This window comes from Pseudomonas atagonensis (assembly GCF_011369485.1).
GTDB lineage: Bacteria > Pseudomonadota > Gammaproteobacteria > Pseudomonadales > Pseudomonadaceae > Aquipseudomonas > Aquipseudomonas atagonensis.
Map to the genome: position 1 here is coordinate 122,377 of NZ_VXCA01000011.1, position 24,481 is coordinate 146,857.

Genomic DNA, 24,481 nt, shown 5'->3' on the forward strand with positions numbered 1-24,481 from the left:
GATGCGCTATACAATGCTTCGACTCTGAGCAAAGGAATCGCCATGATCCACGACACCCTATGGCTTGACGCGAGTGACCGCAGCCGCCTCTTCGTCAATCAATGGTTGCCGGTCGCACCGTTGAAAGCGGTGGTTCTGCTGGCCCACGGCATGGCGGAACACAGTGGCCGTTACGCACGATTGGCCGACACGTTTTGCGACAAAGGATATGGCGTATACGCGCCGGATTTGCGCGGACATGGCAAAACCGCCGATCACGGCACGCTTGGCCATTTCGCCGACCATGACGGTTGGTGCAAAGTGCTGGGCGACCTGGCCAGCCTCAATCAATACATCGGCCAGCAGCATCCTGGCGTACCGATCATCCTGCTCGGCCACAGCATGGGCAGTTACTTCGCCCAGGGCTATCTGCTGCACCACAGCGCCAGCCTGCACGGGGCCATTCTCAGTGGCTCGAACTTTCAGCCGGTGTCGCTCTATGCGGCGGCGCGGCAGATCGCCCGCGTGGAGAAACTGCGCCAGGGCGGCAAGGGCCGCAGCGCGCTGATCGAATGGCTGTCGTTCGGCTCGTTCAATAAAAAATTCAAACCGGTGCGCACGCGCTTCGATTGGCTGAGCCGCGATCCGCGCGAAGTCGACCTCTACGCCAACGACCCGCTGTGCGGCTTTCGCTGCACCAATCAACTGTGGATCGACCTGCTCGGCGGCTTGCAGCAAATCAGCAAAGCGTCCAATCTCGCGCAGATCGACCCGGGCCTGCCGCTGCTGGTGATCGGCGGCGAATGTGATCCGGTGAGTGAAGGCAAGCGTCTGACTGATCTGGCCACTGCCTTGCGCACGGCCGGCAGCCAAAACCTGCAGCTGAAAATCTACCCGCAGGCGCGGCACGAATTGTTCAACGAAACCAATCGCGACGAAGTGATCGCCGATGTGCTGGCTTGGATCGACCAGGCCCTGAGCCATCCGCGCCCTCACCGCAGCGAATAAATTTTTGTGGATTCATTTAATCCGTCACAGGAACCGAGACCGATGACCCAGGTTACCAACATCCCTTACGAAGCCCTCGAAGTCGGCCAGACCGCGAGCTACAGCAAGACCGTCGAAGAGCGCGACATTCAGCTGTTCGCCGCGATGTCCGGCGATCACAACCCGGTGCACCTGGACGCCGAGTTCGCCGCCGCCAGCATGTTCAAGGAACGCATCGCACACGGCATGTTCAGCGGAGCGCTGATCAGTGCAGCCGTGGCCTGCGAGCTGCCTGGGCCGGGCACCATTTATATCGGCCAGCAGATGAGCTTTCAGAAGCCGGTAAAGATTGGCGACACCCTGACCGTGCGCCTGGAAATTCTCGAGAAGCTGCCGAAGTTTCGCGTACGCATCGCCACTCGCGTGTTCAACCAGCGTGATGAATTGGTGGTGGATGGCGAGGCGGAAATTCTCGCACCGCGCAAACAGCAGACCGTGACGCTGCCGACGTTGCCGCCGATCAGCATTGGCTGATTCACGCTGAATCGCAGACATAAAAAAACGCCAGACTAGCTGGCGTTTTTTGTACCCGACTAACGCTTACGAACGAGCACGAGCCTGGTTACGCAGGGCTTTTACCTGATCGTGGTTGCGTTGTACGCCGTGGTATTGGCGTTCAACCAGGTCACGAATGCCCACCAGGTTGTGCTTGGTGATTTTTTCAAGGGCTTCACGGTAAGCCTTCAGTGCGTGGTCTTCACCGCGCTCGGCCTCGTTGAGTACGGCCTCTTCGTCTTTGCCGGTGAACATGGCTTTGACGTCGACCCAGCGACGGTGCAGGTCACCGCTGACGCTGGTAGAGGTTTCCGGATCGCCGCCCATCGAGCGCACGGCAGCCTGCAATTCAGCAGCAGCGGTGGCGCAGTCGGCAGAGCGAGTGACAAACAGGGTTTTCAATTCAGGATGCTTGATGTCTTCAGCGCAAGTCTTGAACCCTTCCTGACCGTCCTTGCAGGTTTCAATCAGGTCATTGAGTACAGAGATGGCTTCTTTATTCATGTCGGTCATTTTTCAATTCCTTGCGATCGGTGGAAGATGCAAGGGATATTGCAGTGTGCGTGCCAGCTTTCCGATAAGAATTAATTCGTTAATTATCAATGACTTAAAGTTAAATGAACTATCTGCATCACGGTTATTTGCATGATCTGTCATTTGGCCTGCATGCAGAATGCCTGTATTTTCCAGTTTGATTTTTAGCAGCCAGACGAACCCGCATGAATCCCGAAAAACTCGAACTGCTGATCACCCGTGAAATGCCCTTCGGCAAATACAAGGGCCGGATCATTGCCGACCTGCCGGGGCCTTACCTGAACTGGTTTGCCCGTGAAGGTTTTCCTCATGGTGAACTCGGTGGTTTGCTCGCGCTGATGCAGGAAATCGACCACAACGGCCTCTCGGACTTGCTCGAACCGCTGCGCGCCAAACACGGCAAACCCGCCCCGCGCCACTGAAGCGCCCTACTCCCAAGAGCCAAGCCGACCATGCCCGATAACACCCGCCGCGCCCGTGACGAAGCCTTCTGGCAGACGTTCGCCGACCGCTACGACGTTCAACCCGGCCCCGTTAACCTGGAGAACGGTTACTTCGGGCGCATGTCGCGCACGGTGATCGAGGAGTACCAACGCCACATCGAGCTGATCAATACCAGCAATTCGGTGTACGTGCGCCAACGATTCGAACAGCACGACAACCTCGAAATCCGCGCACAACTGGCCGAGCTGATCGGCGTGCGCGCGCAGAGCGTGGCCTTCACCCGCAATGCCACCGAAGGTCTGCAATCGCTGATTCGCAACTACAACCGCCTGCAACCGGGCGATCAGGTGCTGATCTGCGACCTCGAATACGACACGGTCAAGGGCGCCATGCGCTGGTTGGCAGGGCATCGCAGCGTCGAGGTGATCGAGATTGCTCATACGCACCCGACGAGCTTCGACAGCCTGCTTGAGACTTACCGCGAGACCTTCATTCGCCATCCGAAACTCAAGCTGATGGCCCTGACCCATGTCACTCACCGTACCGGGCTGGTCATGCCGGTTCAGGCCATTGCGGCGCTGGCCAAAGAGCATGGCATCGACATCATCCTCGATGGCGCGCATGCCCTCGGTCAGATCGAATTCGACCTTGAAGAACTGGGCATCGCCTTTGCCGGTTACAACCTGCACAAATGGATCGGAGCACCACTGACCCTGGGTTTTATCTACATCGCTCCGCAACGCCTGTCCGACATCGACCCGGACATGGGCGAAATGCACTACCCGGGCAACGACATTCGCGCGCGTACCTCGTACAGCACACCGAACATTCCGGCATTGATGACCTTGCCCCTGGTATTCGAGGAACACCGCTCACTCGGCGGACCGGCGGCGAAAGGCGCGCGACTCAATTACTTGCGCAACTTGTGGGTCAGCGCCGTGCGGCATCTGCCGGGCATCGAAGTGCTGACCCCGGACGACCCGCGCCTGTATTGCGGGATTACCGCGTTTCGTTTCTCCCGGCACGACGATCAACAGGCCATGGCCGAGCGTCTGCTCAATGATTTCAACCTGTTCACCGTCGTGCGTAACGGCGCCGCGTGCGGGCCGTGCATTCGCGTCACGCCCGGCCTGACCACTACAGCCGCCGAAATGCAATTGCTCACCCGCGCGCTCAACGAATTGCGCTGAGCCCGTTTACACCGTGTATTTGTCGAAATCCTCGGGTTTGATCTGCGACGACACCGCAAAGGTGTCGATGCCGATTGTCAGGTGACCGAAGAAACCGTCCTCGTGTGAGTCACGGCCCACCGGCCATACGGTCAGCGTCGAGTTTTCGCCGCCCTGCCCGGCATAGAAACTGTCCTGGGCATTGTTCAGCACCGTTGAGGCACGTCCGCGATAAGCCTTGGCGTTGAGCACCGAACGCGAGACCACCTCGGGGAAATACAGCTGCCCGACCCAGGCGACGTTGCGCTCTTCGAGATATTCGTGACCGGACACAATGCGCACCGCCACATGAATGTGCAGCGCGCGCCCGGCGTAGAAGCCCGGGTAGATGGTCGTGAAGCGCACGCGGCCCTTGTGATCGCAGAACTGGCTGCCGCGCAGATAGGTGTCATCGTCCGTGCGCGGTATCGAACCGATGGCTTCGACGCTGACTTCGAGATCCGGATTGATCCGGCTCCAGCCCGAATATGCACCGCGCGCATTGCAATGCCAGATGTCCACCAGCGCGCCGCTCACCGGCTCCCCGGTCATCGCGTCGACGATGGTCAGGCGCAGCAACAGCGGCAAGCCTTCGGCGCCCTCACTGATATTGCGTCTAAGCAGTTTCGCATTGCGAAAATATGGCCCGGCGATTTGCTCCGGCGCCAATTGATAAACCGGTTGTGGCGATGAGGCTGAGAAGTCTCGATCCATGACACGTACTCTCTTCCGTAAGAAGTACGCAGATTAGCGCCGGGGAAAATCGCTTGTGCGGTAACTGTGTATCGCGGGATGTATTCGCCACTTTTTCCCGGGCAAAAAAAAACGGTGCACCGACCAAGCGCACCGTAAAGCCGTAGAACACACAACGAAGTGTCAGGTTGCAACTGACTCAAAAGCGTCAGTCCAGCAGTGCCAATGCCTCGGCGGTGCATTCCTGAATGCGGGCCCAGTCGCCGTTCTTGATCCACTCAGGATCAAGCATCCAGCTACCGCCCACGCACATGACGTTTTTCAGCGCCATGTAGCTCTTGATGTTGGCAGGGCCGACGCCGCCGGTCGGGCAGAATTTCACTTCACCGAACGGGCCGCCGAGGGCTTTGATCGCGGCCACGCCACCGCTGACTTCAGCCGGGAACAACTTGAAGCGACGATAACCCAGACCATAGCCTTCCATGATGCCGGAGGCGTTGCTGATGCCCGGCAACAGCGGAATCGGGCTGTCGACGCTGGCTTCGAGCAGGTCACGTGTGATGCCCGGCGTGACGATGAATTGCGAACCCGCCGCTTCGGCCGCCGCGAGCATGTTGCGATCGAGCACGGTGCCGGCACCGGTCATCAGTTCCGGACGCTGTTCGCGCAGGATCTGGATGGCCTTGAGGCCGAACTGCGAACGCAGGGTCACTTCCAGCGCGGTCAGACCACCGGCGGCCAGGGCGTCGGCCAGCGGCAACACGTCCTGTTCACGGGCGATGGTGATCACCGGCAGGATCCGCGCCTTGGCGCAGAGGCTGTCGATCAGGGCAACTTTGTCCGCCATGGAAACGGTCGGGGATGGGGTTGTCATAGCGGCTGTTCCTTGGCTCATGGGCACCAGTAAATCTCTAACGTGGGTTGCAGAAACGCGCGAACCGGCATGGCGGCGACATCATCGGATGCCAGCGCGGCATTCAGGGTGGTCAGTTTCGACTGACCGGAAATCGACAGAATCTTGTGCTTCGCCGACGCCAACAGCGCACGACTCATGGTCAAGCGCTGACGCGGCACGCTCGGCGCGAGCATCGGCCAGCAACGACGGGTGCCGTCGGCTTGCAGCGCTTCAGTCAGATTCGGGCTGTCGGGGAACAGCGACGCGGTATGACCGTCGTCGCCCATGCCCAGCACCAGTACGTCAATCGGCGGCAACTCGGCGAGCAAGCGATCGGCGTTTTCCGCTGCCTGCTCGACATTCGCCGCAGCGCTGTAGAGGCTGAGGAACTGCGCCTTGGCTGCCGGGCCTTTAAGCAGATACTGCTTGAGCAGGCCGGCATTGCTGTCGGCGTGTTCAACCGGCACCCAACGCTCGTCGGCGAGGGTCACGACGACCTTCGACCAGTCCAGTTCCTGCTTGGCCAAATGCTGGAAAAACGCCACCGGGCTACGACCGCCGGATACCACCAGCACCGCGTTGCCGCGTGCCGCAATGGCTTCACTCAGTTGCTTGGCAACATTCAGCGCCAGCCCTTCGGCCAACAGCACCGGGCTCTTGAATTCATTGGCAGTCACGCCCGCAGGCAGCTTCACATCAGATATCGCCATACCACGACCTCCCGTCCCGCGTGATCAATGCAATGGAGCTCATCGGCCCCCACGACCCGGCCGCATACGGCTTGGGCGCGTCACCGGATTTTTTCCACCCGGCGATCAGCTGGTCACACCACTTCCACGCGGCTTCGATTTCATCTTTACGGACAAACAGGTTCTGATTGCCGTTCATCACTTCCAGCAACAACCGCTCGTAGGCATCGGGGATCCGCGCGCTACGCCAGGTGTCGGAGAAATTCAGTTGCAGCGGCCCGCTGCGCAGTTGCATGCCTTTGTCCAGGCCCTGCTCTTTGGTCATCACGCGCAGCGAAATACCTTCGTCCGGTTGCAGGCGGATGATCAGTTTGTTGCTGATCTGCAGGCGCTGCTCAGGGGCGAAGATGTAGTGCGACGGTTCTTTGAAGTGGATGACGATCTGCGACAGCTTTTGCGGCATGCGCTTGCCGGTACGCAGGTAAAACGGCACGCCGGCCCAGCGCCAGTTACGGATATCGGCACGCAGGGCAACGAAGGTTTCGGTGTCGCTCTGGGTGTTGGAATTCGGTTCTTCGAGGTAACCCGGTACGGATTTGCCTTCGCTGTGGCCGGCGATGTACTGGCCGCGCACCACTTGGGTGGTCAGGCCTTCCGGACTGATCGGTGCCAGCGCCTTGAGCACTTTTACCTTTTCGTCGCGGATGCTGTCGGCGGAGAGGTCGGCCGGCGGGTCCATGGCGATCAGGCAGAGCAGCTGCAACAGGTGGTTCTGGATCATGTCGCGCAGTTGGCCGGCCTTGTCGAAGTAACCCCAACGGCCTTCGATACCGACCTTCTCGGCGACGGTGATTTCCACATGGGAGATGTAATTCTGGTTCCACTGGGTTTCGAACAGACTGTTGGCGAAACGCAGGGCAATCAGGTTCTGAACGGTTTCTTTGCCCAGGTAATGGTCGATGCGGTAGGTGCGGTTCTCCGGGAAGAACTGCGCCACGGCGTCGTTGACCTTGCGCGACGATTCAAGGTCGGAGCCAATCGGCTTCTCAAGGACTACGCGGGTGTTTTCTGCCAGACCGACTTTCGCCAGGTTCTCGCAAATCGCGCCGTACACCGCGGCCGGTGTAGCGAAATAGGCGATCATGCGTTGCGTGCTGCCGGCCAGTTCAGCCAGCGCGACGTAATCTTCAGCCTTGAGGAAGTCGACGTGCAGGTAGGTCAGGCGTGCGAGAAAACGCTCGGCGACGGCTTCGTCCAGTTCCTTGCCGACGTAGCGGCGCAGTTCGGCGGCGATGAACGCCATGTGCTGCTGCTCGGTGCCCGCTTCACGGGCCAACGCGATGATGCGCGTGTTCTCGTGCAACAGGTCGGCGCCATCGAGGTGATAAAGGGCAGGAAACAGCTTGCGCAGGGCCAGATCGCCAAGAGCGCCGAACAAGGCAAAGGTGCACGGTTCAACCGTAATCGAAGGCATGATGTTTGTTCTTTTATCAAGTTAAGCTACAAATACCTTTTTTCAAGGCATCACTCAAGGGAAAATGTAGTAATAACCACAACATTTTCGCAAAATACAGATTCCGAGTGGTGGTCGGTCGGAGCCATCAGTAGGATAGGCCACCGTTACGGGCCATATCAAAGGCCCAATTTGCATAGCCCGGCGCACCTTTGCGCAGGTGAATTAGGAATTCCATATGGACCGCGTGCGAAATTTACTGGAACAGATCCAGAGTCGCCTTGAAGACCTGAACAAGGCCGAACGCAAAGTCGCCGAGGTGATCCTGCTCAACCCGCAGCAGGCCACCCGCTTCAGCATCGCCGCCCTCGCCCAGGCGGCATCGGTGAGCGAACCGACGGTCAATCGCTTCTGCCGTTCGTTCGGTGTCAGCGGCTATCCCGAACTCAAGCTGCAACTGGCGCAGAGCCTGGCCAGTGGCGCGGCGTATGTCAGCCGTGCGGTCGAGGCCGACGACAATCCCGAGGCCTACACGCAGAAGATTTTCGGCAGTGCTATCGCCTCGCTGGACAGCGCTTGTCAGGCGCTCGATCCGAACCTGATCAGCCGCGCCGTCGATCTGTTGATTCAGGCGCGGCAGATTCACTTCTTCGGCCTCGGCGCTTCGGCACCGGTGGCGCTGGATGCGCAGCACAAGTTCTTCCGCTTCAACCTCGCCGTCACCGCTCATGCCGACGTGCTGATGCAGCGGATGATTGCTTCGGTGGCGCACACCGGCGAGCTGTTCGTGATCATTTCCTACACCGGCCGCACCCGCGAACTGGTGGAGGTGGCGCGTATTGCTCGCGAGAACGGCGCTTCGGTGCTCGGCCTGACCGCCGAAAATTCGCCGCTGGCCAAGGCCAGTACGCTGAGCCTGAACATTCCGCTGCCAGAAGACACCGACATCTATATGCCGATGACTTCACGGATCATTCAGTTGACGGTGCTGGACGTGCTGGCGACAGGGATGACGCTGCGTCGCGGGGTGGATTTCCAGCCGCATCTGCGCAAGATCAAAGAGAGCTTGAATGCCAGCCGGTATCCGGTTGGCGATGAGTTCAACTAGAGATCAAAAGCCCCTCACCCTAGCCCTCTCCCAGAGGGAGAGGGGACTGACCGAAGTGTCTTGCGCTATACATCGACCTGAAAGATTGGGTCGACTATGGATTCAAAGACATTCGTTCAAGTCGGTGAATCTCTTGAATATCCCCCAATCGGTTCCCTCTCCCTCCGGGAGAGGGTTAGGGTGAGGGCAGCGGTCGAACTGACACACTCAAGCCCCAGCCCACGCCTGCAAACTGAGGTGCGCCTTCTCCCCCGGCGCCAGATGCAGACTGTCCGTTCCGCCCGCCGCCGCTTCGACACAGACAAACTCCGAAATCTCATCCCAGGTCACGCCAAGCAACGGTCGTGAGCCCGGATGCCAGACCACCGTGTCCGCGCTGTCGCCGGTATCGATGCACAATTCGCGCTGCCAGGCGTGATCTTTCAGCTGCAATTCACCGTCATGCTGAAACACTCGCTGACAGCCACCGTCGACCCGCAACTCGCCTTCCTGCTGACAAATCTCACGGTTCAACTGGTCGTAACCCTGCGCGCCTTCGAGGCCAGACAGCGCTATCTCACTGACATCGCCAATACGCCAGTAAGCATGCAAAGCCTGGCTCATCTGGCACGGCATGTCATCCTGATGTTCGGTGCTCAGGCGTAACTCCATGCGTTCACCCAGGTGCGCGTGCAGATCGACCTGCCAGTCGCACAACTGCAATTGCCAGTGCAGGCGCACGCCATCCTCGGCGCTGCTGCTGTCGAGCAGTTTCCAGTCGAGCAAACGCGCCCAACCGTGTGACGGCCACGCGTTTTCGCTTGGATGGCGGCCATACCACGGCCAGCACACCGGCACACCGCCACGAATGGCGCCGACATGCGGCCACTTCGCCGCACACCACAACCACGGCTTTTGCCCACGCGGCTGAAAGTGCAGCAACTGCGCGCCCTGACGACTGAACACCGCCTGACACAGCGGGTGATCGATCACCAACACGTCGCGCATCTGATAGCGCTCCCAGGCGAACACCGGTCGTTCACGCAGGGATTTGAAGAAGCGTTGCAGCGGATGCTCATGCATGGGCCACGGTTCCAGACTCAACTTTCATGGGCTGCGACGCCCCTTTCCAAAAAAAAGCGGACAGCCTGGGCTGTCCGCAAATATGCGCACATAGAGAGGAGCTTATCGCAGACGCGTTAGAACGTAGACTGAATTTTCAGGCCAGCGACCAAAGCGTTGTCCACTGCATCCACACCACCAGGGTGCGTGATGTATTGCAGGTTAGGGCGCACGGTCAGCCAGTTGGTGACGTGGATGCCGTAGTTGAGCTCGTAGTTGTATTCGGTTTCACGAATCGGCGAGAACACCGGATTGTCGTAGTCCGAAACACCGTTGGAAGCATTCAGCAGCTCGGCGTTTTTCTTGACGTCATCGTTGACGTGGATACGCGCCGCACCAATGCCGATGTCATCCTTCGGACGCGCATCGAACGGGCCTTTGTAGACGAACATCACCGACTGGTAGTTGTCGATGAAGTTGGTGTCCTTGTCGTGGAACGTAGCGTTGGCGGCGATGTTCAGACCACGAGTCGCATCACCGTTGTGGCTGGTGAGTTGCTGTTGTGCGACGAACCAGTAGCCGTGTTTGCTGCTGTGGGTTTTGTAGGCGTCGCGAGTGGTCGCTGCGTCGAAACCGTTGACGTCTTCACGGACGTCGGCAGCATCAGCGGTGCTCTTGTAGTAACCGACGCGGTATTCGCCCGGCAGGCTGTTGACCTTCGGCGACCAGACCAGTTCGACTGGCAGAACAGTACCGGCGGTGCCGCTGCCGCTGAGCTTGAAACCGTTGCCGTGTTCCAGCTGCGACGGGTTCTGGTTGTACGCACCGATCTGCGCGTAGAGCTCGTCGTTGATGTTGTACTTGACGCGAATCGCGGCCTGGCTGACTGGCCAGTTGTACCAGATGTTGGTTGCCCAGTTACCCACTTGCGAGCCGCAGAACGCCAGGTTCTGGAAGTCGCACGGGAAGGTGTTGAAGTCTTCGCCTTCACCGAAGTAACCGGCCTTGACGTCGAGTTTGTTGTCGAAGAACTGGTGCTGAATCCACAACTGGGTCAGACGCACCATGTGGCCACGGCCGTAGACTTCTTGCGATGAACTCAAGGTGCCGGCACGCGGATCGCCGACGCGGTCGTTGGAGATGTTGTAACCGTTACGGTTGGTCAGCTGGATCTTGGCCTGAGTGTTGTCCCAGCCCCACAGCTTTTGCAGATCGAGTGCCACGCCGAGACCGAACTGGTCAGCGTAACGCGCGGTCTTGTCGTCGTTGTAGCCACCGTGCAGGTTGCCACCGACTTCCCCAACGTAGTCGGCCTTGATGTCGATACCCTGCTCGATCAGCTTGGTCCGCTCACCACCCCAGTCGCCGGTCATCCATTTGGAATCGGAGCTGAAGGCATCCGCGGCCATCGCGTTACCGGCCAGCACCAGTGCTGCCGCGGCGGAGATTTGGCAGATCAACCGGGCATTGACGTGTTTCTTTTTCATCCCTACATCCTCGTCTTTATTGTTATTAACTGTTTTTATCTAACGCGGTTTACATAAATTGCGATGGATTACAGGCAATCCGCCGCGTACTCCTCTTTTGGAGCAAACCTACAAAGGCCCGCTCCCACATTTGATCTTCAGCGACCTTTGAATTGCGCGACGTTCGCCGAACGCGCTTCAGTTTGCGCTTGGCCCGCAACGCCCAAACGCTCGCCAGTTTTGGCATCGAACAACAACACTTTCGACGGATCGAATTGCAGCGTCAGACTCTCGCCCACCTGCGGCGCCACGTCCGGCGCCAGTCGGCAGCAGACCTTGGTGTCGTTCAGGTTGACGAACACCAAGGTGTCCGGCCCCGTCGGCTCGGTGACTTGCACTTCAGCCTTGATGCTCGGCAGGCCATTGCCCTCGCCGTTCGCCAGAACAATCTGCTCCGGACGCAGGCCGAGGATCACTTCGCGATCTTCAAGACCTGCGTCCTGCATGCCCATCGGCAATTCACAACGCGCCTGACCACTGTCTAGCAGCGCCAGCAAACGACCGTCCTTGCGTTGCAGACGCAGCGGAATGAAGTTCATCGGCGGCGAGCCGATGAAGCTCGCGACGAACAGGTTGGCCGGATCGTTGTAGATCTCTTTTGGCGTACCGAACTGCTGAATGATGCCGTCCTTCATCACCGCAACCTTGTCGCCCAGCGTCATCGCTTCGATCTGGTCGTGGGTCACGTAGACCGTGGTGGTTTTCAGGCGCTGGTGCATCAGTTTCATTTCGGTGCGCATCTCGACGCGCAGCTTGGCGTCGAGGTTGGACAGCGGTTCGTCGAACAGATAGATCTTCGGCCGCCGCGCCAGTGCACGACCCATGGCCACACGCTGTTGCTGACCACCAGAGAGCTGGCCCGGCTTGCGGTTAAGCAGATGTTCGATCTGCAGCAGCTTCGCCACGCGAGCTACTTCTTCGTCGATCGCCGACTGCGGCATCTTGCGGATTTTCAGACCGAATTCGATGTTCTCGCGCACGCTCATGGTCGGGTACAGCGCGTAGGACTGGAACACCATGGCGATGTCGCGATCCTTCGGGCTCATGCCACTGACGTCCTGGTCGCCGATCATGATCGCGCCACCGGTGATGGTTTCCAGACCGGCGATGCAGTTCATCAGGGTCGACTTGCCGCAGCCCGACGGGCCGACGAGGATCAGGAACTCACCGTCCTTGATCGACAGTTCAATGTTCTTCAGGGTGTCCGGCAGGCCGGCACCGTAGGTCTTGTTTACATTGCGAAGTTCGAGCGTAGCCATGATTACCCCTTGACTGCGCCGGCCGTCAGCCCGCGCACGAAATACTTGCCTGCGACCACATAGACCAGCAGGGTCGGCAGCCCGGCGATCATCGCCGCTGCCATGTCCACGTTGTATTCCTTGGCGCCGGTGCTGGTGTTGACCAGGTTGTTCAGCGCCACGGTGATCGGTTGCGAATCGCCACTGGAGAACACCACACCGAAGAGGAAGTCGTTCCAGATCTGGGTGAATTGCCAGATCAGGCAAACCATGATGATCGGCGTCGACATCGGCAGGATGATCATGCGGAAGATGGTGAAGAACCCTGCACCGTCCAGGCGTGCTGCCTTGATCAGCGCATCCGGAATGCTCACGTAATAGTTACGGAAAAACAGCGTGGTGAACGCCAGACCGTAGACCACATGGATGAACACAAGGCCCGTGGTGGTGCTCGCCAGGCCCATTTTGCCAAGGGTGAACGAGGCCGGCAGCAGCACGGTCTGGAACGGCAGGAAGCAGCCGAACAGCAACAGACCGAAGAACAGCTGCGAACCGCGGAAGCGCCAGAACGACAGTACGTAGCCGTTCAACGCACCGATGGCGGTGGAGATGATGACTGCCGGAACAGTGATCTTGATCGAGTTCCAGAAGTAACCGTCAACCGTGGCCCAGGCCTTGACCCAGCCGATGCCGCTGACCACGGTCGGCCAGCTCAGCAGGTTGCCGGTGCTGATGTCTTCCGGGGTCTTGAAGCTGGTCAACAGCATCACCACCAGCGGAATCAGGTACAGCATGACAGCGAGGATCAGCACGGCGTAAATCGCGATGCGACTCAGGCTGATCGCAGGTTTGGCAGCGAGACTAGTCATGACGCTTGGTCCTCAGCTCGGAGTACAGGTAAGGCACGATGATCGCGAGGATCGCACCGAGCATCAGGATTGCACTGGCCGAGCCCATGCCCATCTGCCCACGGCTGAACGTGAACGAGTACATGAACATCGCCGGCAGGTCGGAAGAATAACCCGGGCCACCCGCCGTCATCGCCGCGACCAGGTCGAAGCTCTTGATCGCGATGTGCGCCAGGATCATCACCGCACTGAAGAACACCGGACGCAGGCTTGGCAGCACCACTTTCCAGTAAATGCGCGGCATGCTTGCGCCGTCGATCTGGGCGGCACGAATGATCGATTGATCGACGCCACGCAGACCGGCGAGGAACATCGCCATGATGAACCCCGAAGCTTGCCAGACCGCCGCGATCACCAGGCAATACACCACGCGATCCGGGTCGATCAGCCAGTCGAGACGGAAGCCTTCCCAGCCCCAGTCCCGCAGCAATTTGTCCAGGCCCATGCCCGGGTTGAGCAGCCATTTCCATGCGGTACCGGTGACGATCATCGAGAGCGCCATCGGGTACAGGTAAATGGTGCGGATGAAGCCTTCGCGACGGATTTTCTGGTCGAGGAAAATCGCCAGCGTCACACCGATCACCAAAGTGATGCCGATGAACATGCCGCCGAACACGGCCAGGTTCTTGCTCGCCACCCACCAGCGGTCGTTGTCGAACAGCCGCGCGTATTGCGCCAGTCCGGCCCACTTGTAATTCGGCAGGAAGGTCGACGTGGTGAACGACAGCACGAACGTCCACAGGATGTAGCCATAGAAGCCCACCAGCACGATGAACATGCTCGGCGCCAGCACCAGTTTCGGTAGCCAGCGCTGCAATGCATCGAACGGCGAGGCCTTGCTGAACACAGCAACAGAACTCATGGGGAAATCCAGTACAGAGAATTACAGTGAGATCCCTTGTGGGAGCGGGCTTGGTGGCGAGGGGATTTATCCCCGTTCGGCTGCGAAGCAGTCGCAAAACCATTGCATGCGGTGTTTCTGAAGCTCCACCATTGCAACTCTTTGGGGTCGCTGCGCGACCCAACGGGGATGAATCCCCTCGCCACAAAAGCCCGCTCCCACAGGGGTTGCGGTGTTAGCCGTTATTTAGCCGACTGAATCGCCGCGCCGAGTTTCTTCGCAGCATCGGCCGGGTCGGCTTTCGGGTCGTTGATGTAGTTGGTCACGACATCAAAGAACGCGCCCTGCACGGCCAGCGTGGTCGCCATGTTGTGCGCCATGCTCGGCTGCAGGCCGCCAGACTTGGCGTCCGCGAGGAAGTCCTTGGCAGCGGTTTGTGCGCAGGAGTCGAAACCGAGTTTCTCCATGTTGTTCAACATGTCGTTGCGAACCGGGATCGAGCCTTTGTTGATGCTGAAGACTTTCTGGAAGTTTTCACCCAATACGACTTTGGCGATGTCCTGCTGACCGGCCGCAGTACCAGCGTCTTTCTGCTTGAACACAGCCAGCGAGTCGATGTTGTAGGTGAACGCCTTGTCGGTGCCCGGGAAGGCTACGCACTCGTAATCCTTGCCGGCGACTTTCTTGGCGGCGGTCCATTCGGACTTGGCCCAGTCACCCATGATCTGCATGCCGGCCTTGCCGTTGATGACTTTGGCGGCTTCAAGGTTCCAGTCCTGGCCCTTGCCGTCGGCGTCCATGTAGGTCGCGACTTTCTTCAGCTCGGTCAGAGCCTTGACCATGTCCGGGCCGGTCAGCGCACTGTTGTCCAGATCGACCAGGGCTTTCTTGTAGCCATCGACGCCCATGACCGAAAGCACCACGGCTTCGAACACGGTGCTGTCCTGCCAAGGCTGACCGCCGTGGGCCAGCGGAATGAAGCCCGCCGCCTTGAGCTTGTCGCCAGCGGCGTAGAATTCTTCGAGGGTGGTCGGGTTCTTGGTGATACCGGCTTTCTTGAAGACTTCCGGGTTGATCCACAGCCAGTTCACGCGGTGAATGTTCACCGGCACGGCCACGTAATCACCGTCGTACTTCACGGTATCGGAGACTTTCTTGTCGAGCAGGCTGTCCCACTTCTCTTCTTTGGAAACGTCTTTCAAGACGTCGGTGTCGAGCAGACCAGTCGACGCCCATTCCTGGATGTCCGGGCCTTTGATCTGGGCAACGCCCGGCGGGTTACCGGCCACGGCACGGCTTTTCAGTACGGTCATGGCAGTCGCACCGCCACCGCCGGCAACGGCGCCGTCCTTCCAGGTGAAGCCGTCTTTTTCAACTTGGGCCTTGAGCACATCAACGGCAGCTTTTTCGCCACCGGACGTCCACCAGTGCACGACTTCCACCGAACCTTTGGATTCGGCAGCGGACACACTGAGAGGCAGAATTGCGAGCGGGAACAGGGAGGCGACAGAAATGACAGTAGCGAGGCGAGAAATCGCATTCATCTGAGATGTACCTTTCTTGTTGTTATGCATTGCAAGTCTGGTGCTTGCGCTGCACAGGAGTTTAAACAGGGCGATTCCCTTCGCAGGTAACGAAGGGACGCGGGAATGTCACCACATGGTTACACAGGACTGTGCCGGGACCACTGCGCCAGCGCAGTCGCCATGCTCGGTGACAAGGGTAGACGAGGGATCAGCACCGCTTGCCAGGCGTGATACAGATCGGGTTTGCCCGGCCAGATATCGGCACTCGGGATGTTTTGCGGATTGAGTTCGTGGTGCCAGCTGCCGTCGCAACGGTCGATGAAATTCACCTCGCAAAATTCCCAGAACAGTCGGTACCAGCTCTCGAATTGCGCATCGCCGGTGCGTTTGAGCAAGGCACTTGCCGCAGCGCTGGCTTCGGCATGGGTCCAGTGCAGACGATGGCGGACGACCGCTTTGTTGTCCCAGTCGAGGGTGTACACGATGCCCGGCGCACCATCGATGTTCCAGCCGTGGCGGCAGTTTTGTTCGAAGAGTTTTTGCGCGTCGGTGGCCAGCCAGCCGGGCGTAAGCATGCCGGCCTGACCCCGCGCCGCTTCGAGGTGCAGCAACAGCCGCGCCCACTCGAAACCGTGGCCCGGCGTGGTGCCGTAGGGGCGAAAACCGTCGGCCGGGTTGTCGTGGTTGTATTCGCGCAGCGGCTGCCAGTTTCGGTCGAAATGCTCAATGACCATATATCCATTAGCGGCTGCGTGACCGTGAATCACCCGCTCGACGATGCGTTGCGCGCGCACCAGCCAGCGCGGGTCTTCAGTGACGTCGGCGAGGGCGAGAAACGCTTCGGTCGCGTGCATGTTGCTGTTGGCACCGCGATAGGCTTCCTCTTCGCTCCAGTCACGGTTGAAGAATTCGCGCAGGGCACCCTCTTCTTCGCTCCAGAACCAGGTGTCGATGATGTCGATTGCATCATCGAGCAACGCCTGCGCGCCGGGACGCTGGGCGACCACCGCAGAACTTGCCGCCAATGCTACGAAGGCGTGCAGATAGGCATTCTTGCCTTCGTTGCCGTCGCGGTGTTCGGCGACCGCAAACCAGCCGCCATGCAGCGCGTCACGCAACGGCCCGCGCAGCGCGGCGATGCCGTGATCGACCAGTTCGGCGAAACCCGGCAGACCTTGAATATGGGCCATGGCGAAGCTGTGGGTCATGCGTGCGGTGTTCATGGTTTCGGCTTGCGCGTTCGCGGGCAGACGGCCGCGTTCGTCGAGGTTGCCGAAACCTTCGGGCAGTTTTGACGCCTTGGCGAAATCCAGCAGGCGCAGGCCTTCGGCGGCGAGCCATTGCTGGTGGGCAGGGGCGTTCAGCCAACTGCTGAAGCCGGGTTGGAAGCGATCCATGGATGGCCTTTTTTGTTGTTATGACTGCGGGGAGTCTAAACAACGGGCCGGGGCGGGCTTGTAACGAAGGGGGCTGGTTTTGTCACCAGACCGTGACAAAGAGTGACCCTCACCCCAGCCCTCTCCCAGAGGTAGAGGGGGCCGACCGAGTGGTGCCGAGCTATCCGCCAACCTGTCACATCGAGTCGATTATGGATTCGCTACCGGACTTCCAGGTCGGCGTATCTCTGCAGCATCCCCCGATCAGTCCCCTCTCCCTCTGGGAGAGGGCTAGGGTGAGGGAAAGCTTTTGACTCAATCCGCCGAACGCGGCAGTTGCAGGGTCACCCGCAACCCACCCTCACGCAAATTCTGCAACGTCACTTCCCCACCATGGCTGTGGGCAATATTGCGCGCGATGCCCAACCCCAAACCATACCCCTGCTGCTGCCCCGCCAAGCGAAAGTGCGGTTCGAACACTTGCTCCAGCCGCTGCTCCGGCACGCCCGGGCCTTCATCGTCGACATGCAGGACAAACGCGCTGTCATCGTCATCAATGTGCAGATGCGCGTTCTGCCCGTACTTCAACGCGTTGTCGATCAGGTTGCCGATGCAGCGTTTGAGTGCCAGTGGCTTGCCCGGATACGCCGCCAGCGCCCGACCCTGTTGCGTCACGCGGCCATTGCCGTTGGGCGCCAGATACGGTTCCACCAGACAATCGAGCACATGATTGAGATCGACCGGTTCGATGTTCTCGTGGATGTCAGTGTCTTTCACGCATTGCAGCGCGCCTTTGACCAGCAGCTCCAGCTCATCCAGATCGCGGCCGAACTTGGCCTGCAGCTTCTCGTCTTCCAGCAATTCGACGCGCAAGCGCAGACGAGTGATCGGCGTGCGCAGGTCATGGGATATCGCGCTGAACAACTGGCTGCGCTCAGTCAGATAGCGGCTGATGCGCTCGCGCATGGTGTTGAAGGCGCGGCCCACCTCGACCACTTCACTGCCGCCGCCCTCGGCCACCGGCTCGACGTCGGCGCCCAGCGACATGTCCCGCGCGGCTCGCGCCAGACGCTTGAGCGGCCGGCTCTGCCAGTGCACCAACAGGCCAATGAACAACAACAGGAAACCGCTGGTGAGCACAATGAACCACACCTGCTGCGACGGCAGGCCCTGCTCTTCCAGACTGGTGTAAGGCTCGGGCAGCAACGACGCGATGTATAGCCATTCACCGGGCGCCATCTGAATCTGCGTGACCAGCACCGGCGGATTCACCGGTTCCAGCGTCAGCGCGTAATGCGCCCAGGAGCGCGGCAGCTCATCGAGCTTCAGCCCGGCATTGAAGATGCGCAAATCCTCGGGACTGACAAAAGTCACCGAGATGTCCGTGTCGTGGCCAAGGGATTGGCGCAGCACTTCGTCGACCGCTTGCATCACCGCTGCTTTGCGCGGCGTGACCGGCAGCACGTCCATGCCCAGCGGTTTGTCGTTGAGCGTCACCACAAAACGCGTGCCGCCCATGCTGCGCAACTGATCGAGCACCAGCGGCCGATACGCCACCGGCAGCGAGCGGAAATAACTGACGCTGGCGGTCATCGAATGGGCGAGGCTGCGGGCACTGGTGACCAGGCCTTCGAGCTGAGTGGCACGCAATTGCGACACCCAGATCACGCTCGACAACGTCTGTGCGAACAACACCGCAAGCAAGGTCAGTAGCAGCATCCGCCCGAGCAGCGAGCGCGGCACCGGCACTCTGGCGGCGAGTTTGCGCAGCGACTCAGTGACCATTGCCGGCAACCACGTTGGCTGCCAGTTGGTAGCCGCTGCCGCGCACGGTGCGAATCAGTCGTGGCGGTTTTTCCGTGTCGCGCAGGCGCTGGCGCAAACGGCTGACCGCCATGTCGACGATGCGATCAAGCGGCATCAGATCACGGCCACGGGTGGCGTTGCCGATGGTGTCGCGATCGAGGATTTCCTGCGGGTGATCGAGGAACAGTTTCAGCAGCGCGAAATCGGCTCCGGAGAGAATCACTTCCTCACCGTCGGTGTGGAACAGGCGATGGCTGACCATGTCCAGCCGCCACTCATCGAAGGCCAGCACTTCACTGCCGCTGCGCTCCTGACCGAATTGGGCACGGCGCAGCAACGCTTTGATGCGCGCTTGCAGTTCGCGGGGGCTGAAGGGTTTGCCAAGGTAGTCGTCGGCGCCGAGCTCCAGACCGATCACGCGGTCGGCTTCGTCGGAACTGGCGGTGAGCATGATGATCGGCACTTGCGCCTGACGTGGATGCTGCCGCACCCAGCGACACAGGCTGAAACCGTCCTCGTCGGGCAGCATGACATCGAGGATCACCAGATCGCTCGGCGCCTCGTTGAGTGCCTGGCGGAAACTGGCGCCATCGGCCGTGGCACGTACCTGAAACCCGGCGCGGGTCAGGTAGGTTTCCAGCAACTCGCGTATTTCCTGGTCGTCATCGACCAACAATATCGACTTGTTGACTGAGCTCACTTCGAAGGCATCCTTGTTGTTGGAATTGGGGCGGATTATGCCTGATGTGCAGACCGATCGTTCCCACGCTCTGCGTGGGAATTTATCAAGGGACGCTCCGCGTCCAGTGACGCGGAGCGTCACTGGCTGCATTCCCACGCAGAGCGTGGGAACGATCTTCAGCCTTCCTGTTCGAGCGCCACTCCTGCACCGACGAGACCCGAGTAAGGCGCTGTCACCAGCCAAACCGGAATCCCCTTGAAGTAATCGCTCATGCAGCCCTTGTCAGCAAAGCTGCGGGCGAAACCGCTTTCAAGAAAGAAATCGGCAAAACGCGGAATCACGCCACCGACGATATACACCCCGCCACGGCCACCGGTGGTCAGTACGTTATTGCCGGCCACACGACCGAGCCAGCAGCAGAACTGCTCCAGCACTTCCAGGGCAATCGGATCACCCGCCAGTCCCGCCGCCGTGATCGCTTCGGGCGTGTCGAGTTTTGGTTCATGGCCATCCACCGCGCAGATTGCGCGGTAAACCCGAGGCAAGCCGCCGCCGCTCAACGCGGTTTCGGCGCTGACATGGCCAATTTCGTTGTGGATGTGTTGCCACAGTTGCGTTTCACGCGGGCTGCTCAGCGGCAGATCAACGTGCCCGCCCTCCCCCGGCAACGCAGCAAACCGGCCTTCGCCCAGATCGAGCAACGTGCCGACGCCCAGGCCAGTGCCCGGGCCGATCACCACGGCCGGGCGCAACGGCTCCGGCGTGCCCTCGCAGACCACACGGAATTCGCCTGGCTGCAAACGGGTCATGCCCAGCGCCATCGCCGAGAAGTCGTTGACCAGCAACAACAGCTCGATCTGCAAGGTCTGGCAGAAAGCCTTGCGGCTCAGGCGCCAGTGGTTGTTGGTGAATTTGAATTCATCGCCACTCACCGGACCTGCCACTGACAGGCACACCGAACCGATCGAACCCGGCGCCAGACCGAGCCCGCTCAGGTAGAGGCTGATCGCCTCTTCCGGGCTGGCATGGTCGGCCGTAGCCAGCACCTGAACCGATTCCAGTTGCTGGTTTTTCCACAACGCGAACCGCGCGTTTGTGCCTCCGATGTCACCGACCAAAGCCAGTTTCAATTAAGCGTCTCCAGGGCAGTAGTGAAGGCGCTGGCGCCCTGCTCCGCCGAGCTGAAGGCCAAACGCATGAAACCAAACAGTTCGCGACCGCTGCCGATGTTGTTGCCCAACAGGCCTTTGGCGGGTTCACGCGCTGCAAACTCGTCGGCGTCGACCTTGAGTTCCAAAGTGCCTTTGACGCCATCGACGCGGATGATATCGCCCTCTTGCACCCGCGCCAAAGCGCCACCGACATAAGCTTCCGGGCTGACGTGAATCGCCGCCGGGATTTTCCCCGACGCGCCGGACATGCGTCCGTCAGTCACCAGCGCGACTTTAAAGCCGCGATCCTGCAGCACACCGAGGAACGGCGTCATCTTGTGCAGTTCCGGCATGCCGTTGGAACGCGGGCCCTGGAAGCGCATCACCGCGACAAAATCTTTTTCCAGCAGACCGGCTTTGAACGCATCGGCCAGATCCTGTTGATCCTGGAACACCATGGCCGGTGCTTCGACGATCTGGTTTTCCAGCGCAACGGCGGACACTTTCATCACGCCGCGACCGAGGTTGCCTTCCATCACGCGCAAACCGCCCTCTGCCGAGAACGCCCGCGCAACCGGACGCAGGATGTTTTCGTCGAGGCTGTCAGTCGGGCCTTCGCGCCACACCAGTTGGCCGTTATCGAGGAACGGCTCCTTGGTGTACTGGCTCAATCCGTGGCCGAGCACGGTGTTGACGTCTTCGTGCAGCAGGCCTGCTTCGAGCAGTTCGCGGATCAGGAACGACATGCCGCCAGCGGCCTGGAAGTGGTTAATGTCAGCTTTGCCGTTAGGGTAGACGTGGCTCAGGGTCGGCACGACTTCGGAGAGGTCGGCCATGTCCTGCCAGGTCAGCTGAATGCCCGCCGCCATGGCGATGGCCGGCATGTGCAGGGTGTGGTTGGTCGAGCCGCCGGTGGCGTGCAGCGCCACGATCGAGTTGACCAGCGCCTTCTCGTCGACGATTTCGCCGATCGGCATGAAATTGCCGTTCTGTTTGGTCAGGCGGGTGACTTGGTGCGCGGCTTCGCGGGTCAGAGCATCACGCAGCGGCGTGTTCGGGTTGACGAAAGAGGCGCCAGGCAAGTGCAGGCCCATGACTTCCATCAGCAACTGGTTGGTGTTGGCGGTGCCGTAGAACGTGCAAGTGCCCGGGCTGTGGTAGGACTTCATTTCCGATTCGAGCAGCTCTTCGCGGGTCGCCTTGCCTTCGGCGTACTTCTGCCGCACGTCGGCTTTTTCCTTGTTGGAAATCCCCGAGACCATCGGCCCGCCCGGCACGAAGATCGTCGGCAGGTGACCGAAACGCAGCGAGCCCATCATCAGGCCCGGGACGATCTTGTCGCAGATGCCGAGCATCAGCGCACCGTCGAACATGTTGTGCGACAGCGCCACCGCTGTGGACATGGCGATCACTTCGCGACTCGGCAGGCTCAGTTCCATGCCCGGTTCGCCTTGAGTCACGCCGTCGCACATCGCCGGCGTACCGCCGGCAAACTGGCCGACCGAACCGATTTCGCGCAGGGCGTTTTTGATCTGTTCAGGAAAGACTTCGTACGGCTGGTGCGCCGAGAGCATGTCGTTATAAGACGAAACAATCGCGATGTTCGCCGAGTTCATCATCCGCAGGCTGTGCTTGTCTTCGCTGCCGCACCCGGCCACACCGTGGGCGAAGTTGGCGCATTGCAGCTTGCCGCGCATCGGCCCGTCAGTTGCAGCGCCGCGAATCAGCGCAAGGTAAGCCTGACGCGTGGCGCGGCTGCGGGCGATAAGCCGTTCGGTGACCTCAAGAACGCGGGGATGCATGTGTAGAACTCCAGGCTAACGGATGTGGCGACCTGATTGTCTATGCTGATCAAACACCGTTGTTGTTGGAATGACAGACGGTTTTTTTGACCATTCGGACCAGTTGATTCAGGTCACTCGTTGTAGATAAAACAAAATATTGCCACTAAAAAGGCTTGTTTTCTATTTTTATGCGAATAATCTTGTAATTCCAACAACAAAACGACGGCGGCGCTGTTCCATGACTCTTCGAATCGCAATCAATGGTTTTGGCCGCATCGGCCGTAATGTCCTGCGCGCACTGTATACCCAAGGCTACCGTCAGGATTTGCAGATCGTCGCCATCAACGATCTGGGCGACAGCTCCATCAATGCTCACCTGCTGAAATATGACACTGTTCACGGCACGTTCGATGCCGAAGTGGCGCATGACAACGAAAGCCTGACGGTCAATGGTGACCGCATTGCGGTCAGCGCCATTCGCAACCCGGCCGATCTGCCATGGGCCGCAGAAAAAATCGATGTCGTGTTCGAATGCACCGGTCTGTTCACCGACCGCGCCAAAGCGGCCGCGCATATTACTGCCGGTGCACGCAAAGTCATCATCTCGGCCCCGGCCAAGGGCGCCGACGCCACCGTCGTTTATGGCGTAAACCACGACATTCTGCGCCAGTCGCACCAGATCATCTCCAACGCGTCGTGCACCACCAACTGCCTGGCGCCGGTTGCGCAGGTGCTGCACCGCGAACTGGGGATCGAAAGCGGTCTGATGACCACCATTCACGCCTACACCAACGACCAGAACCTGACCGACGTCTACCACACCGACCCGTACCGCGCCCGCTCCGCCACCCAGAACATGATCCCGAGCAAGACCGGCGCCGCTGAAGCGGTAGGCCTGGTGCTGCCGGAACTGGCCGGCAAACTGACTGGTATGGCCGTGCGCGTACCGGTGATCAATGTGTCGCTGGTGGACTTGACCGTACAGCTGAAAAAAGAAGCCAGCGCCGAAGAAGTCAACGCGCTGATGAAAGCCGCGAGCCAGCACTCGAAGATTCTCGGTTTCAACACCCTGCCGCTGGTGTCCAGCGACTTCAACCACAACCCGCTGTCGTCGATCTTCGACGCCAACCACACCAAATCCAGCGGCAAATTGCTGAAGGTATTGGCCTGGTACGACAACGAGTGGGGCTTCTCCAACCGCATGCTGGATAACTGCCTGGCGTTGTGCAACGCCGAATAAACAGACTACCCCCTGTGGGAGAGGGCTTGCTCGCGAATGCGGTGGGTCAGTCGACATATTTATTGCCTGACACGACGCTTTCGCGAGCAAGCCCGCTCCCACAGGTTTTTGATTTCAATCTGAAATCAACACTTGACCATCCGGGCGGATGATAAGCATTATCATTCGCTCGAAATGGATCAGGTCCTCCCGTGAGTCAATCGCGCTTCAACCATGTCTTCCTCACCCAGCGCACTTCATTGCTGCGCACGCTGGAACGAATGGTCAACAACCACAGCACCGCTGAAGACCTGTTGCAGGAGACCTATCTGCGCGTCACGCGGGCGCTGAGCGAACGGGCCATCGATCACCTGGAACCCTTTGTCTTTCAGACCGCGCGCAATCTGGCGCTGGATCATCTGCGTGCGCGCAAGATCCATTCGCGCACCATGGTCGACGACGTGCCGCAGGATGTCGTGCACAGCGTCGCCGCCCCCGCCAGCAGCGCCGAAGACGCTGCCCACGCCGAACAAATGCTGGAGCGCTTGAACGTGAGCCTCAGTGAACTCAGCCCGCGTCAGCAACAGATTTTCATCCTCAGCCGCCTGCACGGGCACAGCTACCAGGAAATCGCCGACGAGCTGAACGTGTCCCTCAGTACCGTGCAGAAAGAACTCAAGCTGATTATGTCGATCTGCATCGGTGTCGCCGAACGCCTGAATGGCGACTGAAGCTGTAGGGCTTTTCTGTAAGTGACAGGATCGACTGCACGGATCATCGGGCTTTGCTACCCTTGCCCGACTTTTACGCTTCACTAAAAAAACAGCCGTGCACAGAC

General features: G+C 59.7%; 23 protein-coding genes. 7 read left to right on the forward strand and 16 right to left on the reverse strand.

The genetic code is table 11. The features are described from left to right. The first annotated feature begins 42 nt into the window (after positions 1-42). Positions 43-987 (forward strand): alpha/beta hydrolase, encoded by a 945-nt coding sequence (locus F2P67_RS07750; protein WP_166219125.1) that lies wholly within the window; start codon positions 43-45, stop codon positions 985-987. 42 nt (positions 988-1,029) lie between these two features. Further along, entirely contained in the window at positions 1,030-1,500 is a 471-nt protein-coding gene (locus tag F2P67_RS07755; protein WP_093099066.1) for a MaoC family dehydratase, read from the forward strand. A gap of 66 nt (positions 1,501-1,566) precedes the next feature. Here F2P67_RS07755 and F2P67_RS07760 read toward each other — a convergent pair whose 3' ends face one another. Then, positions 1,567-2,034 carry a ferritin-like domain-containing protein gene (locus tag F2P67_RS07760; protein ID WP_166219126.1) on the reverse strand — a complete coding sequence of 156 codons (468 nt, stop codon included), beginning with the start codon at positions 2,032-2,034 and terminating at the stop codon, positions 1,567-1,569. A gap of 206 nt (positions 2,035-2,240) precedes the next feature. Between F2P67_RS07760 and F2P67_RS07765 the strand changes: the two genes are divergently transcribed. After that, a complete protein-coding gene (locus F2P67_RS07765) occupies positions 2,241-2,477 on the forward strand; it encodes a DUF3820 family protein (RefSeq protein ID WP_003227425.1) in 237 nt (78 codons plus the stop codon). A 30-nt stretch (positions 2,478-2,507) separates the two neighbouring features. Beyond that, positions 2,508-3,689 (forward strand): aminotransferase class V-fold PLP-dependent enzyme, encoded by a 1,182-nt coding sequence (locus F2P67_RS07770; protein ID WP_166219128.1) that lies wholly within the window; start codon positions 2,508-2,510, stop codon positions 3,687-3,689. A gap of 6 nt (positions 3,690-3,695) precedes the next feature. On the opposite strand, the gene F2P67_RS07775 is transcribed toward F2P67_RS07770, so the two are convergent. The 4 genes from F2P67_RS07775 to zwf form a co-directional block, all read right to left on the reverse strand. After that, positions 3,696-4,421, reverse strand: a complete 726-nt coding sequence (locus tag F2P67_RS07775; protein ID WP_166219130.1) for an intradiol ring-cleavage dioxygenase — start codon at positions 4,419-4,421, stop codon at positions 3,696-3,698. Positions 4,422-4,608: 187 nt separating this feature from the next. Continuing rightward, positions 4,609-5,274 (reverse strand): bifunctional 4-hydroxy-2-oxoglutarate aldolase/2-dehydro-3-deoxy-phosphogluconate aldolase, encoded by a 666-nt coding sequence (locus F2P67_RS07780; RefSeq protein WP_016773539.1) that lies wholly within the window; start codon positions 5,272-5,274, stop codon positions 4,609-4,611. Positions 5,275-5,291: 17 nt separating this feature from the next. Further along, positions 5,292-6,005, reverse strand: coding sequence for a 6-phosphogluconolactonase (gene pgl / locus F2P67_RS07785; RefSeq protein ID WP_166219132.1), 714 nt, complete (start codon positions 6,003-6,005; stop codon positions 5,292-5,294). Continuing rightward, positions 5,992-7,458: a glucose-6-phosphate dehydrogenase gene (gene zwf / locus F2P67_RS07790; RefSeq protein WP_166219134.1), complete on the reverse strand. Its 1,467-nt coding sequence runs from the start codon at positions 7,456-7,458 to the stop codon at positions 5,992-5,994. The genes pgl and zwf overlap by 14 nt, the downstream gene beginning before the upstream one ends. A gap of 226 nt (positions 7,459-7,684) precedes the next feature. Here zwf and F2P67_RS07795 point away from each other — a divergent pair, with 226 nt between their 5' ends. Beyond that, the gene (locus F2P67_RS07795; protein WP_171057240.1) at positions 7,685-8,545 is read left to right on the forward strand and encodes a MurR/RpiR family transcriptional regulator; all 861 of its coding nucleotides are present in this window, start codon (positions 7,685-7,687) and stop codon (positions 8,543-8,545) included. 207 nt (positions 8,546-8,752) lie between these two features. Here the strand turns inward: F2P67_RS07795 and F2P67_RS07800 are convergent, their stop codons facing one another. The 11 genes from F2P67_RS07800 to edd all read right to left on the reverse strand — a co-directional run bounded on the left by F2P67_RS07800 (position 8,753) and on the right by edd (position 22,442). Continuing rightward, positions 8,753-9,607, reverse strand: coding sequence for a D-hexose-6-phosphate mutarotase (locus F2P67_RS07800; RefSeq protein ID WP_166219136.1), 855 nt, complete (start codon positions 9,605-9,607; stop codon positions 8,753-8,755). A 116-nt stretch (positions 9,608-9,723) separates the two neighbouring features. After that, a complete protein-coding gene (locus tag F2P67_RS07805; protein ID WP_166219138.1) occupies positions 9,724-11,073 on the reverse strand; it encodes a carbohydrate porin in 1,350 nt (449 codons plus the stop codon). Between the two features lie 137 nt (positions 11,074-11,210). Then, complete coding sequence (locus F2P67_RS07810; RefSeq protein WP_166219140.1) at positions 11,211-12,371, reverse strand: ABC transporter ATP-binding protein; 1,161 nt, start codon at positions 12,369-12,371, stop codon at positions 11,211-11,213. Between the two features lie 2 nt (positions 12,372-12,373). Then, on the reverse strand, positions 12,374-13,219 hold the full coding sequence (locus tag F2P67_RS07815) for a carbohydrate ABC transporter permease (RefSeq protein ID WP_166219142.1): 846 nt from the start codon (positions 13,217-13,219) through the stop codon (positions 12,374-12,376). Further along, entirely contained in the window at positions 13,212-14,120 is a 909-nt protein-coding gene (locus F2P67_RS07820) for a carbohydrate ABC transporter permease (protein ID WP_085697145.1), read from the reverse strand. The genes F2P67_RS07815 and F2P67_RS07820 overlap by 8 nt, the downstream gene beginning before the upstream one ends. A 221-nt stretch (positions 14,121-14,341) precedes the next feature. Then, positions 14,342-15,643 carry an ABC transporter substrate-binding protein gene (locus tag F2P67_RS07825; protein WP_166219144.1) on the reverse strand — a complete coding sequence of 434 codons (1,302 nt, stop codon included), beginning with the start codon at positions 15,641-15,643 and terminating at the stop codon, positions 14,342-14,344. 119 nt (positions 15,644-15,762) lie between these two features. Next, entirely contained in the window at positions 15,763-17,022 is a 1,260-nt protein-coding gene (locus tag F2P67_RS07830; protein WP_166219146.1) for a D-mannose isomerase, read from the reverse strand. Positions 17,023-17,316: 294 nt separating this feature from the next. Continuing rightward, positions 17,317-18,786, reverse strand: a complete 1,470-nt coding sequence (locus tag F2P67_RS07835; RefSeq protein WP_166219148.1) for an ATP-binding protein — start codon at positions 18,784-18,786, stop codon at positions 17,317-17,319. Continuing rightward, a complete protein-coding gene (locus F2P67_RS07840) occupies positions 18,776-19,507 on the reverse strand; it encodes a response regulator (protein WP_025112821.1) in 732 nt (243 codons plus the stop codon). Before F2P67_RS07840 ends, F2P67_RS07835 begins: the two co-directional genes overlap by 11 nt. Positions 19,508-19,665: 158 nt before the next feature. Next, positions 19,666-20,619 carry a glucokinase gene (locus F2P67_RS07845; protein WP_166219150.1) on the reverse strand — a complete coding sequence of 318 codons (954 nt, stop codon included), beginning with the start codon at positions 20,617-20,619 and terminating at the stop codon, positions 19,666-19,668. Continuing rightward, complete coding sequence (edd, locus tag F2P67_RS07850; RefSeq protein WP_166219152.1) at positions 20,616-22,442, reverse strand: phosphogluconate dehydratase; 1,827 nt, start codon at positions 22,440-22,442, stop codon at positions 20,616-20,618. Before edd ends, F2P67_RS07845 begins: the two co-directional genes overlap by 4 nt. A 220-nt stretch (positions 22,443-22,662) precedes the next feature. Here edd and gap point away from each other — a divergent pair, with 220 nt between their 5' ends. Both gap and F2P67_RS07860 read left to right on the forward strand, forming a co-directional pair. Beyond that, positions 22,663-23,664 (forward strand): type I glyceraldehyde-3-phosphate dehydrogenase, encoded by a 1,002-nt coding sequence (gene gap / locus F2P67_RS07855; RefSeq protein WP_166219154.1) that lies wholly within the window; start codon positions 22,663-22,665, stop codon positions 23,662-23,664. Positions 23,665-23,855: 191 nt separating this feature from the next. After that, positions 23,856-24,374, forward strand: a complete 519-nt coding sequence (locus F2P67_RS07860) for a sigma-70 family RNA polymerase sigma factor (protein WP_166219156.1) — start codon at positions 23,856-23,858, stop codon at positions 24,372-24,374. Positions 24,375-24,481: the final 107 nt, after the last annotated feature.